Genomic DNA, 12773 nt, shown 5'->3' with positions numbered 1-12773 from the left:
CTCAACGAACACCGGTGGAACGAAGGCCACGACCCCACCCCACTGCTCCGCGAACAGGTGAACCTCACCCACCCCACCTGCGTGTTCCCGCACTGCACCCGACCATCCAGGTCCTGCGACGCCGACCACATCATCGAGCACGACCAGGGCGGACCCACCTGCTCCTGCAACCTCGCACCCCTGTGCCGCCACCACCACCGCCTCAAGACCCACGGCGGGTGGACCTAGCAACGCACCGCAGCCCGGACCTTCCACTGGACCAGCCCCCACGGCCACGTCTACCTCAACGACCTCACCCACCAACGACATCCCTGACCCACCGACCCCGCCGGCCACCGCCGACGGGGCCACACCCATGCCCGCGCCGAGAGCTCCGACCGACCTGACGACCTGACGCTAGCGTCGGCAGACGGCGAGCGCGGCGACGTCGTCGTCGCGCGTGGGGTCGCGGACCGCGTCGATCATGTGCTGGAGGAAGTCGCCCAGGCGCTCGTTGCCGCGGTTGCGGCACACGTCGATCAGACGGGCCATCCCGTCGTCGAGGTCCTCGCCACGGCGCTCGACGAGACCGTCGGTGTAGAGCAGGATCGTGTCGCCGGGATCGAGGGGGAGGGTCGCCACGTCACGCGCTCCGCCTCCGGCGCCGAGCAGCATCGTCTCGCCGTTCGCGACGATGTCGAGGCTGCCGTCGTGCCGCAGTATCAGCGGCGCCGGGTGCCCGGCGTTGATCACCTGGGCGGTCCCGGCCACGGGGTCGGTCACGGCGTACGCCACCGTCACGAGGTGGTCGAGCTCGAGCCGGTCGAAGACCAGGTCGAGACTGTCCATGACCGCCGCCGGGTCCGCGTCGAGCGCTACGAGCGTGCGGATCGCCGACCGCATCTGCGCCATCACCGAGGCGGCCTGCACACCACGCCCCATCACGTCGCCCACGAACATCGCCACCCGCCCGCCACCGAGGTCGATGACGTCGTAGAAGTCGCCGCCGACGTCCGTGCGTCCCGCCGGACGGTAGACCACGGCGGTCGTCCAGTCCGGCAGGTCCGGGAGCCGCTCGGGGAGCACGGCGTGCTGGAGCCGCAGCGCCACGTCGCGCAGCTCGGAGTGCAGCTCGGCGTTGTCGATCGCGACCGCTGCGCGCCGGGCGAGATCCTCGCCGAACGCGAGGTCCGCCGGCCCGAACCGTCGGCCGTGCTCCCCGGCGACCCAGGTGACCACCCCCAGCACTCGGTCACCGGACTTCAGCGGGCAGATCAGCGCGCTGCGGAAGTTCAGGGCGCGCAGCAGCCGCAGATGCTCGTCGTCGTACGCCGTGAGGGCGAGCATCTCGTCGGAGATCTCGGGGATCAGCTCGGAGACGCCGGTACGCAGCACCTGGTGGGTGCCGCGCTCCGCGTCGGGGTCGGCGGCGTACTTGGTCTGGAGCTCCTCGACCAGGTAGGCGTGCCCGGGATGGGCATGGGCCACCGCGATGTTGCGCAGCCGGCCGTCCTCCTCGAGGGAGATCGCGCACCAGTCCGCGAACCACGGCACCGCCGCCTCGGCCACGGCGGTCAGGGTGCTCTCGTAGTCGAGGTCGCCGGAGAGCTGGACGCTGGCCTCGGCGAGGAAGGCGAGCTTCGCCTCGCGGTCCGCGGCGGCGTCCTGTGCCTGGATCCGGTCGACCGCGTGCGCGCCCATGGCGGCGAGCAGCTCGAGGAACAGCAGCTCGGCGGTGTCCACGTGGCGCCGCCCGGGGAACGACAGGGACACCACGCCCAGGTCGCGGGCGCCGACGACGAGGGGGAGGCACACGATGGACCGCTCGCCCTCCGCAGCCGACTCGAGGTCGGGGTAGCGCGACCGGATCTCGTCGCGGCCGTCGAGGAGCAGCGGTCGGCGGGCGCGGACGCAGTCGGCGGCCGGTGTGTTGCCGGCGAGAGGGAAGGTCGCCCATCGTGACGCCACGCCCTCGGCGCCGCCATGGATGCCGATCAGGGCCAGGGTCTCGTCGTCGACCAGCAGTGAGAAGGAGCCGACCGTCGCACCCGCCGCGGCCGTCATCTGCTCGGTCACGACTGCCGACACCTCGTCGATGGTCGCGCTGGCCAGGAGGTCGGCGCTGACCGATGCGAGCCGGTTGATCCGGTGGCCCAGCAGCCCGGCGTCCGACGAGGTGTCGCCGCCCTCGACGAGCACGACGACACCGGTGACGTCGGCGTCGACGCGGTGGGGCGACCACGACGTCGCGAGCTCGTGCACCCGACCGTCGGCGCACACCAGTCGCAGGTCGCCCGCCCAGGTCGACCCGGCCAGCACCCGTGCGAGCACCTCGTCGAACGCGCCCCGATCGGGCTCCTCGAGCAGGAGGTCGCGAGCCGCGACCCCGACCTCCGCGGCGAGCAGGGCCCGGGCCGAGGCGTTCGCGTAGGAGATCCGGCCGGTCGGGTCCAGGGCGAGCGCGGCGACCACCAGGTCGTCCAGCAGCTCCGGTCCACCGGTCATGTTCGGATCCTCGCACGATCAGCCCTCTCGGGTGCGACGTGTCGGCCTGCTCCTCCCCGCCCTCCTCGATCGACGTCGGAACGGACCGCCAGAATGGAGCCATGCCCGACTACGGCCAGGATCTCCAGTTCGGCACGTTCCTCACGCCCGACGCGACCGCACCCGACCGGGTCGTCGAGCTGGCGCTGCTCACCGAGGCTGCGGGTCTGGAGCTCGCGACGATCCAGGACCACCCGTACCAGAAGCGGTTCCTCGACGCGTGGGCGCTGATCGCCACGATCCTGGGCCGGACGTCGACCCTGCGGATGACGACCAACGTCAGCAACCTGCCGCTGCGGCCGCCGTTCGTGCTGGCCAAGACGGTTGCCAGCCTCGACCTGCTCAGCCGTGGACGGGTGGAGCTGGGCATCGGAGCCGGCGCGTTCTGGGACGCCATCGTGGCGGCGGGCGGGCCCCGTCGTACGCCGGCCGAGGCGCTGGCCGCGCTGACCGACGGCATCGACGTGATCAAGAAGACCTGGCGGTCCGGCCCGGCGCCGCTGCACGACGTGGAGATCTGGATCGGCGCGATCGGGCCGCGGATGCTCGCGCTCACCGGCCGGGTCGGCGACGGCTGGCTGCCGAGCGAGTCCTACGTCCCACCCGACACGCTGGCCGAGCGCAACGCCCGCATCGACGAGGCTGCGCTCGCGGCGGGCCGCGATCCGGTCCAGGTCCGGCGGCTCTACAACGTGACCCCGTCGGACGACCCGGCCTGGGCCGAACAGCTCGCCGAGCTCACGCTCACCCACGGGATGAGCACCTTCATCGTCGGCAGCGACGACCCCGCGGTGATCCAGCGGTACGGCGTCGAGGTCGCCCCCGCGGTGCGCGCCCTCGTCGCGGCCGAGCGGTCGCGGGCACCGCACGAGCACGAGCACGAGCGCCAGGGCGAGGACGAGCCGCTGCCCACGGGAGACGTCCACGTCGGCCCGGCCGGCGACGCCGTACGCCCGACCCCCGACGACGGCACCCGCCTCAGCGACCGGGCGCCCTGGGACGACGCGACCCGGCCGACGTACGTCTCGCCGCACGCCCCACTCACCTGGACCGCGCAGGAGCGCGCGACCGGTCAGCACCTCGTCGACGTCCACGACCACCTGCGCTCGGAGCTGGCCCAGCTGTTCGACCTGATCGACCAGGTCGAGGCCGGCAGCATCGACGCGGGACGGGCCCGGTCGCTCATCAACACGATGACGATGCGGCAGAACGACTGGGCCCTGGGCGCCTACTGCCAGGCCTACTGCCGGGTGGTCACGACCCACCACTCGATCGAGGACCAGAGCATGTTCCCGCACCTGCGGGCCCGCGACGCCGACCTCGCGCCGGTCATCGACCGCCTCGAGGACGAGCACCACGTGATCGCCGGCGTGCTCGACGACGTCGACCGGGCGCTGGTCGCGGTGGTGTCGTCGTCCGCATCAGGGGAGTCCGCATCAGGGGAGCCCGACGGGCTGGCCCGGCTCCGCGAAGCGGTCGACCTGCTCGCCGACACGATGCGCTCGCACCTGTCCTACGAGGAGAGCGAGCTGGTCGAGCCGCTGGCTCGCTACGGCTTCTACTAGGGAGACGTGCCTAGCGGCAGAACCCGAACGTCTGCGGCGAGCCGGCCTTGATCAGGTCGTTCCACCCCACGCCGCGCAGCCGCCACTGGAAGGTCCCGACCCCGGACGTGAAGTCGATGGACGTCGCGTTCCAGAAGTTCGTGGGCTGGGTGAGCAGCACGTAGTTGGCGCCGGAGAGGTTCGGCGTGGCCTGGGTCAGCACCGCGCGCCACTTCACCCAGTCGGTCGACGTGGTCGACACGGTCACGTCGGCGCAGTACTGGCCCCCTGGCGTGCTGCTCGTGCCGTTGCGCGTCACCGTCACGGTGGCATCGACCAGGTCGGCCGACTGGTTGGTCGGCGCGCAGTAGCCCCACGTGGCGGGAGAGCCGGCCTTGATGAGCTGGTTGTAGGGCAGGCCCTGGAGCACCCACGTGCCGGTGCTCGCGTCGAACGACACCGTCGCGGCGTTGCTGAGGTTCGTCGGCACCGCGGTGAGCCAGTAGATGTTGTTGGTGAGGCCGGGCGTGCTGTGGGTGATCGTCGCCTTCCACTTCACGTACGACGCGGACGTCGTCGAGGCGGTCACCGAGGCGCAGTACTGCTGGCTGTCGGAGCTGGTGATGGAGACGCTCAGGGTCGCGTCCACGAGGGGTGACGCCGCACCCGACGGTGCGCAGTAGCCGAAGGTCGCGTTGGTGCCCGAGCGGATGTACTCGTTGCTCGCGACGCCGCGGGTCACCCAGGTGCCGGTGACGGCGTCGAAGGAGACCGTCGTCATGCTGTTGGTGGTGGTCGGCTCCGCGGCCAGCCAGAAGGCGTCGTCGCTGATCCCGGCGGTGGCGTGGTTGAGCGTGGCGCGCCAGCGGATCCAGTCGGTCGAGGTGGTCGAGACCGTCGCCGTCGCGCAGTACGACTGCGCGTCGGACTGGGTGACGGCGACACTGACCGTGGCGTCGACGAGGCCGGTCGGCGACCGGGCGCCGCAGTAGCCCCACTCGTAGGTCCCGCCGGCGGCGATCACCGCGTTGTAGTCGGCGCCGCGCACCCGCCAGAGGTCGGGCTGGAACGACACCGTGGTCACGCCGTACGACGACGCCACGGAGCTGGCGTTGTAGGGCTGGCCCGAGATGTTGAGGGTGATCTCCCACTGGACGGCCTGGTCGGAGTGGTTGGTGACCGTCACCGTGGCGCAGTACTGCAGCGCGGTCTCGCTGGTCAGGTGCTGCTCGTAGGACACCGGGTTGGCAGCGAGCTCCGCCGAGACGGTGGTCGTCGTGATGTCGTCGGCGGTCAGCAGGCCGAGATCGGCCGCACGCGCGGTGCCGCCACCCATCGCGGCCGCGAGCGTGAGGACGCCCACCGTCACCCGCATCGTCATCCGGCCCGGGGGCGTCCTGCGGCGGTGACTCCGCCGTGAGCGGGCGCCACCGCCCGGGGCCGGCGCGTCCCCGCCCCGGCTGACCCTGCCGAACGCCCAAGCGCCCGCGAGCAGGCCGGACACCACGGCGAGCACCAGCGGCGACCCGAACCAGCGGAGGAGGATCCCGCCGCGGGGCACCCGAAGCACGACCTCCCCGCGGATGTCGTCGTCGCGTGGCTGCCAGGGGTCGACGGAGTCGTTGTTGTCGCCCTGCGTCACGTGGGTCCCGTCGGGTCGCACGTCGACGACCCGGTGCACCACCTTGAGGCCGGTGCCCGGCTGGTCGGCCGGGATGTTGTAGACGACCGGGGTGCCAGCCGGGTACGACGCGGTCCGCCAGGTGACCACCAGGTCGCCGGGGTCGTAGGTCGGCAGCATCGAGTGGCCGGACACCACGGTGACGCCGAGCCGCGGCGGGCCCCAGGGCGTCGGGACGCTGAGGGCGAGCACGATCAGGCTGAATGCCCATCCGAGCGCGCTGAGAAGACGGCGCGGCCAGGACCGGCGGCGCCGCGTCTTCAGCTTCAGCTCGACCATGCACGCCCCCCAACGTGAGCGACCGCGCCGGGCGCTACCCGCTGATCACCACCGAGACGCCGACGACGTCCTCGGCCAGTGGGGGTGACGCGACGGTGAAGTCAGCGGTCCGGGCGTCGAGCAACCCGGTCCAGGTCGGTGTCGCCTGGTCGATCTCCTGCGGTGTGGCCGTGCCGTCGGCGAGCGTGATCTTCACCCGCTGCCCGATGCACGCGGCGGCCACGTTGCTCAGAGTCACACTGGTGACCTTGTAGTTGCCGGTCTGGTACGCCGTGGTGTAGCTGACATCGATGTTGTCGCTGTCGCACGAGGCGATGACGCTGGTGCCGGCCCCCAGGTCGGTCGAGTTGACCGACCCCAATGAGGCCGCCGACGCGACGACCGCCGCGGTGGCGGCACCGCCCGCGCCGAGCGCGAGCATGAGTTGCTTGGACATGCGTGGTTCTCCCCAAATCCAGTCCCCCGTAGGGGATTGACTTCAGAGGTCGACGCACGCGACCGCCACCCCGCCACCCCAGCGCGGCATGCGAGCGCATGCTGCGACTCTCCCTCCCAAAGGCGCCGCGCCGAGTCACGACCGTGATCTAGACCTGTGATCTATACATCAGATCTAGACCACAGGTATCACGCGACTCCCGCGCTTAAACCGTTCCAGGAAATTCTTTACTGAGAGCCCGTTCGAATTCGTTCGCTCGCCCACAACCGGAACATCAGGTACGCCGAAATCGCGTCCAGCACGTGCCAGATCGCGTGGCCCTGGACGAGCGAGCCGGGGTCGCACCAGAGCGACTTCGTGACGTTCCAGACGGCGAAGGCGACCAGGATCGCGCCGAGGGCGGCGGCTCCCCAGCGCAGGTCGGTGTGCACGTCGTTCTCGCGCCGGCGCCACAACCGCACCTCCAGGACGACCGCGGTCAGCAGCAGCGCCGCGAACGCCACGTTGCCGGCCTGCTCGACGACCGGCACGGTCGCGTCGTACAGGCCGACGAGCTCGCAGAAGGCGACGAAGAGGCTGAAGAGCTGCACGAAGAACAACCGGCCCTGGCGCACCCACCGCATCACGGCGTACGCCGCGGCGAACGACGCCACGAGGTACATGCTCAGCAGGTCGAGCTGGCCGCCCGCCTCGGCCTGGGTCGCGTGCATGGCGGCGCTCGCGGGCCCGAGGAGCACCACGACGCAGGCGTACGTCGCGGCCAGGCCGGCGTGACGGGGGAGCACGTCGCCGAGCCGGTCGGGTCGGCCGGCGTGCCAGCCGATCAGCAGTCCGGCCACCACGAAGCCGAGGTTGGAGAACGAGTTGGCGGGCTGCTTCACCCACCCGGACCGGGCGGCCTCGCAGAAGCCGTCACCACGGCCGACGTCCGGTCCGAGCCAGCCCTGGCCGACGGCCAGCACGAGCAGCCCGGTCGACACGGCGGCCACCGCGGCGGCGAGGACGAGAGGACGGTAGGACCGGGTCGGCACGCGCTCAACCTATGCGGTGGGCGGACTACCCGGCCCGGAACGTCACCACGCTCGTCGCGTCGCAGTCGTCGGGGACGACGACCCCGTCGGGGAGGTCGTCCATGGTGGCGCCGCCGCCGGCGCCGTCGACCTGGTCGCCCACGCTGACCTCGCCGACGTCGGGCACCTGGATGGTGAACGGGTCGGTGTCGACGATGGTCGTCTCGGCGGGCCAGATCGCGATCGCGTCGTCGATGCCGAGGCAGGAGCCGATCACGGTCACGGTGCCCTGGACCTGGGCCTCGTCGCCCTCGTCGCCCGGCTGGGCGAGGAGGACGTAGGTGCCGTCGGCCATCACGAAGTTCGCCGAGTCCCGGCAGGAGGTCAGGCCGACCAGGAGCGCGGCCGTCAGCAGGACGGCGCCGACCCGGCGCGGAGCGAACATGGCGGACATCGTCGCATTCTCGTCGGACCTGCGTGCCAGGATGCGGCCACGGACCTCACGGTCGACCGGGTCGATCACGCCGGGTCTGCGCCGGCGGGGGCGACTGCTCTGGGCCGCATCGTCCACGCGATCGCGCCCACCGCGAGCACCAGCTGGGGCAGCAGGTAGCGCCCGGTCAGCCCGAGCAGCACCAGCGTCGACGCGAAGGCGACTACGGCGCCCCGCCAGACCCAGGTGCCGCGGGGGAGCAGCCGGATCGCGGCCGCGGTGCCGACCACGTAGACGAGGGTGAACGCGCCGGTCACCAGCAGCATGGTCCGCTCCACCGGGATGCCGGTGAGGGTGATGACGAGGAGGGTCGCCAGCGCGCCGCCGGTGATCACCGCGAGCGAGCGCCGCGGCACCTCGCCGGCCACCGACCCGTGGGCGAACCACCGGGGGAGCGACGCGTCCCGGCCGAGGGCCGCGCCGAGGCGGGCGCCGCCGGCGAAGAACGCGTTCATCGCGCCCAGTGAGAGCAGCACCGCGACCACGGTGGTGACCGCCCGCGCGGGCTCGCCGAAGCCGACCACCAGCAGATCCGACAGTGGCGCCTTGCCGGTGCCGTCGCCGAGCACCGCGACGGTCGCGAACGCGACACCGAGGTACATCACGCCCATCACCGCGATGGCGATCCAGGTGGCGCGGGTGATGTCGCGCGCCGGGTCGCGGTAGTCGGCGGAGAGCGAGGTGACGACCTCCCAACCGGCGAACGCCCAGATCAGCAGCGCGGCCGCACTGCCGACCGCCATCCAGCCGTGCGGGGCGAAGGGGGTGAGGTTGCCGAGGTCCGCGTGCGGCAACGACACGACGGTCGCGACGAAGAGCAGCGTGGCCAGCGCGGCAGCAATGACCAGCTGCACCCGGCCGGAGACCCGGATCCCGTACCAGTTCATGGTGGTGACCACGACGATCAGCGCGGCGGTCGTGAGCAGCTGGGTCCCGCGTCCGCCGCCGAGGCTGTCGGCGACGTACGCACCGGCGAAGCCCGCAGCCGCGGGCGCGCCCAGCGGGATCGCGAAGTAGAAGCACCAGCCGATGACCGTCGCCGGTCGGCCGCCGAAGGCGCGCCGCACGTACGTCGAGACCCCGCCACCGTCGGGATAACGGGCGCCGAGCGCGGCGAAGGTCGTCGCGAGCGGGATCGACAGCAGCACCAGCGCCAGCCAGGCGACCAGCGAGGCCGGCCCGGCGGCGTGCGCCGCCAGCGCGGGCAGCGAGATCACGCCCGTCCCGAGCACCGCCCCGAGGGTCAGCGCGGCACCCTGGGTCACCCCCAGCCCGGAGGCGGGGCGGTCGTCGGGGAGCAGTGCCTGGTCGGGGACGAGCGGTGCGGTCACGCGCTCAATCTAGGGCCGCGGACGCTCCGCCTTCAGCGCGCCAGTCCGGATCCACCTGGTCGAGCCGGTCAGCGGCTGACCGTGGTCCACACGCTGAACGGCAGGTTGTTGTCGCGGGGCCGGCCCTGGCAGGAGTACGACTTGCGCTTCCAGCAGGCGAACCGGGTCGACGCGTTGACCAGGACGATGGTCGCCGAGCGCACCTTCTGCACGTTGAACGGGACCTTCGTGCTGCCTCGGCCGTTGCCGTTGAGCGAGATCGCCTTCGTGGAGACGCCGTGCTTGCGCTTGATGACGAGGTACGCCGCGGGGTCGGTCTTGCCGGCCGGACCGTCGACCACGATGCGCAGCTTCCAGCGCTTGCTGCCCAGGGAGGTGCCCGGTCGGACGAGCACGGTCCGCGCGGCCATGTGGTTGACCTTCAGCAACTTGCTGGCCTTCGGGTCGGCCTTGGACAGCTTCCAGCTCGCCGCGGCCGGCGCGGTCGGCCAGCTCTTGCCCTCGCGGTAGGAGTGGCCCGGGACCGTGTTGGCTCCGGCGTACGCGCGGTAGACGTTCTTGAAACCGCCGTGCTTCTTGAGCACGCGCTTGAGCGCGGTCGCGGAGTACTGGTGCCCCGCGCCCGGGAACGCGCCGGCCTCGGTCCAGACCGAGCGCACGAGGCCGCTGCCGAAGCGGTGGCCGAGGTATTCCCAGAACGTCCAGTTGCCGTACTGGTTGAAGCCCTGCTGGTTGAAGACGTCCAGCGACTGTCCGGGGGCGCCGATCTGGCCGGCGGGGAGGTACTGACGGTTGTCGTTGACGTCGTCGGCGACCCGCTCCTCCATCCAGGTGGCGGTGGACTCGAGCAGCCAGCCGTCCTCGCCGTAGTCGTAGGCGAACTGGACGGCGTGGAAGAACTCGTGGGCGCCGGTGACCCGGAGGCTGTCCTGGGGCGGCGCGCCGTACTGCGCCTGGGCGAAGTCGTTGTCGAGCACGCAGTAGCCGGAGGCCAGCCACTTGTACTTCTGGGTCCGGCGCTCGGGGGCGCAGTAGCCGTAGAGGCCCTTGGAGCCGAGCTCCTTGAGGTAGACGTCGAACTTGCTGTTGCCGCCGCGGTGGCCGTCGGTGATCGGCTTGCGGTAGCCGAGGGACTTCACCTCGGAGCGCCAGACCTTGTTCATGTACTTCAGGTTCGTGTCGACCCAGGCCTGGCTCGGCGCCGCGTCCGCGGTGCTGGTGACCCAGTGGATGCAGAAGTGGGCCTTGCACTTCTTCGCGGCCGGCACGGTGTAGCCGTCGCCGTACCGGTCTCCGGAGCCGTCGGTGGGCCGGGCGAGCAGCCCGTCGGCCTGCGCGCGGTCGTCGCCGCTGAGCCGGTCGCGGGCGACGAAGAGGTCGCGCAGCGCGAGGGTCGCGTCCGGACGGGGGGTCGTCGTACGGCGCCCGGCGACCGCCCCGCCGATGTCACCGAGGGCGGCCTGAGCGGTCGCGAGCGCCGCCTGCGCCTGGCCGTCGGTCGCCGGCGGCGGGTCGTCAGCTGTGGCGGTGGGTGACCCTGCGGCCAGGACGGAAAGTGTCAGGCCAGTGGCCACGACGATGGCGACGATCGAGCGGCGCATCGTTCTCCCTCGAGATTGGTGTGGCGGCACCGAGCCGCCCTGGGTCGATCGTGCCCGGGACGGCGGGGTCTCCAAACCCCCCGCGCCGGGCCGGTGCGGGTCAGCTGGCGCCGGAGATCTTCTCGATCAGCGCGGTGGTCGAGATCGCGGGCGTGCGGGGCAGGTAGACGACCTCGCAGATGTCCTCGAACTCGTCGAACCGGCCGGCCCAGTCGTCGCCCATCACGAGCACGTCGGCGCCGAACTTCACGATGTACTCGCGCTTGAGCTCGAGGCTCTCCTCGACGAAGACCTCGTCGACCGGCTTGAGAGCGGCCACGATCGCGAGCCGCTCCGCCTGGCTGAAGACCGGCTCGCGGCCCTTCTTGCGCAGGTTGAGCTCGTCGGCGGAGACGCCGACGACGAGCCGGTCGCCGAGGGCGGCGGCGCGCTCGATCACCCGAAGGTGCCCGACGTGGAACACGTCGAACGTGCCGAAGGTGATCACCGTGCGAGACATGCGGGAGATTCTGGCATGCGGTGCCGTAGAGAAGGATGGCGGGCAATGACGGCCACCATCTCGATGATCACGCCCAGCCCCGGAGCCGACGAGGAACGTCGCCGGGGCCTGCGCCGAATGCGCACCCTGGCGGTCTCGCTGCTCGTGCTGGCGGCCGTCGTGTATGTCGCGACGCTCGGCCAGGACGGCTTCCTCGGGTTCGTGAACGCCGGCGCCGAGGCGTCGATGGTGGGTGCGATCGCGGACTGGTTCGCGGTCACCGCGCTGTTCAAGCACCCGCTCGGCCTGCCGATCCCGCACACCGCGCTGATCCCGAAGCGCAAGGACGACCTGGGTCGCGGTCTCGAGGAGTTCGTGGGGGAGAACTTCCTCCAGGAGGACATCATCCGCGAGCGGGTGTCGTCGGCCACGATCTCGCTGCGGGTCGGCCGCTGGCTCGCCGTACCGGAGCACGCCCGGAGAGCCGTCGACGAGGCCGCCGAGGTCGCGTCGCTCGCCCTCAACCGGGTCCGTGACGATCACATCGAGGGGCTGATCCGGGACGCGCTGGTGCCGCGCTTCCGTGAGGAGCCGATCTCGCCGCTGCTCGGCAGCCTGCTCGAGGAGACCGTCCGGGACGACCTGCACCACGGCCTGGTCGACCTCGGCTTCGAGGAGCTCTACCGCTGGTTGGTGGCCAACCCCGAGACCGTCGCCGAGGTGCTCGGCGACCGGGCGCCGTGGTGGGCGCCGACCCGGCTCAACGACGCGGTGATCTCGCGGGTCCACCGCGAGCTGCTGCGCTGGATCGTCGACATCCGCGAGGACCCACGCCACCCCGCTCGCCTGGCCCTGGACTCGATGCTCGCCCAACTCGCCCAGGACCTCCTGCACAACCCCGACACCCAGGAGCGCACCGAGGCCCTCAAGCACCGGCTCCTGGACCATCCCCAGGTGATCGCCTCGAGCGTCTCGCTCTGGAACGCGCTACGGCGCACCCTCCAGGCCTCGCTGGTCGACCCCGAGGGCGCCGTCCGCCTCCGGCTGCTCGCCGAGGTCTCCACCTTCGCCGACCGCCTGCTCGTCGAGGAGCCGCTGCGCGCCCGCCTCGACGGCATCGCCTCGGACGCCGCGGTCTTCGCCGTCGAGCGGTACGGCGCCGAGGTCACCACCGTCATCACCCACACCATCGAGCGCTGGGACGGCCGCGAGGCCGCCCGCCGGATCGAGCTGCACGTCGGCCGCGACCTCCAGTTCATCCGGATCAACGGCACCATCGTCGGCGGCCTCGTCGGCGTGCTGATCCACGCCTTCAGCGTCACCTTCGGTGGTTGAGGAGGACGAAGTCCTGTCGCCCCCGGTGGTTGAGGAAGGCGCGCAGCGCCTGTCTCGAAACC

The 12773-nt window shown here is 71.6% G+C and carries 11 protein-coding genes; 3 read left to right on the top strand and 8 right to left on the bottom strand.

All coding sequences use genetic code 11. The annotated features are described in order from the left end of the window. A partial coding sequence (locus tag PD653B2_RS21995) for an HNH endonuclease signature motif containing protein (protein ID WP_207568285.1) occupies nt 1-228 on the top strand: 228 nt, incomplete at its 5' end. A 168-nt stretch (nt 229-396) separates the two neighbouring features. On the opposite strand, the gene PD653B2_RS21990 is transcribed toward PD653B2_RS21995, so the two are convergent. Beyond that, entirely contained in the window at nt 397-2484 is a 2088-nt protein-coding gene (locus PD653B2_RS21990; RefSeq protein WP_085874562.1) for a SpoIIE family protein phosphatase, read from the bottom strand. 101 nt (nt 2485-2585) lie between these two features. On the opposite strand from PD653B2_RS21990, the gene PD653B2_RS21985 reads away from it, so the two are divergent. After that, nucleotides 2586-4088 carry an LLM class flavin-dependent oxidoreductase gene (locus PD653B2_RS21985; RefSeq protein WP_085874561.1) on the top strand — a complete coding sequence of 501 codons (1503 nt, stop codon included), beginning with the start codon at nt 2586-2588 and terminating at the stop codon, nt 4086-4088. Nucleotides 4089-4098: 10 nt separating this feature from the next. Here the strand turns inward: PD653B2_RS21985 and PD653B2_RS21980 are convergent, their stop codons facing one another. The 7 genes from PD653B2_RS21980 to PD653B2_RS21950 all read right to left on the bottom strand — a co-directional run bounded on the left by PD653B2_RS21980 (nt 4099) and on the right by PD653B2_RS21950 (nt 11397). Further along, nucleotides 4099-6027, bottom strand: a complete 1929-nt coding sequence (locus tag PD653B2_RS21980; RefSeq protein ID WP_085874560.1) for a S24/S26 family peptidase — start codon at nt 6025-6027, stop codon at nt 4099-4101. A gap of 34 nt (nt 6028-6061) precedes the next feature. Continuing rightward, nucleotides 6062-6463 (bottom strand): hypothetical protein, encoded by a 402-nt coding sequence (locus PD653B2_RS21975; RefSeq protein WP_085874559.1) that lies wholly within the window; start codon nt 6461-6463, stop codon nt 6062-6064. 227 nt (nt 6464-6690) lie between these two features. After that, a complete protein-coding gene (locus PD653B2_RS21970) occupies nt 6691-7494 on the bottom strand; it encodes a ceramidase domain-containing protein (protein WP_242665396.1) in 804 nt (267 codons plus the stop codon). Nucleotides 7495-7519: 25 nt separating this feature from the next. Next, entirely contained in the window at nt 7520-7927 is a 408-nt protein-coding gene (locus tag PD653B2_RS21965; RefSeq protein ID WP_133059005.1) for a hypothetical protein, read from the bottom strand. A 65-nt stretch (nt 7928-7992) separates the two neighbouring features. Continuing rightward, on the bottom strand, nt 7993-9297 hold the full coding sequence (locus PD653B2_RS21960) for an APC family permease (RefSeq protein WP_089504041.1): 1305 nt from the start codon (nt 9295-9297) through the stop codon (nt 7993-7995). 68 nt (nt 9298-9365) lie between these two features. Next, entirely contained in the window at nt 9366-10898 is a 1533-nt protein-coding gene (locus PD653B2_RS21955; protein WP_085874557.1) for an MXAN_6640 family putative metalloprotease, read from the bottom strand. Nucleotides 10899-10998: 100 nt separating this feature from the next. After that, a complete protein-coding gene (locus tag PD653B2_RS21950) occupies nt 10999-11397 on the bottom strand; it encodes an adenylyltransferase/cytidyltransferase family protein (protein WP_085874556.1) in 399 nt (132 codons plus the stop codon). Between the two features lie 45 nt (nt 11398-11442). Here PD653B2_RS21950 and PD653B2_RS21945 point away from each other — a divergent pair, with 45 nt between their 5' ends. Next, nucleotides 11443-12711 carry a DUF445 domain-containing protein gene (locus PD653B2_RS21945; protein WP_085874555.1) on the top strand — a complete coding sequence of 423 codons (1269 nt, stop codon included), beginning with the start codon at nt 11443-11445 and terminating at the stop codon, nt 12709-12711. The last annotated feature ends 62 nt before the right edge of the window (nt 12712-12773 follow it).

The organism is Nocardioides sp. PD653-B2, from assembly GCF_002117935.1.
Classification (GTDB): domain Bacteria; phylum Actinomycetota; class Actinomycetes; order Propionibacteriales; family Nocardioidaceae; genus Nocardioides.
This window is presented reverse-complemented; position numbering and strand designations above follow the sequence as displayed.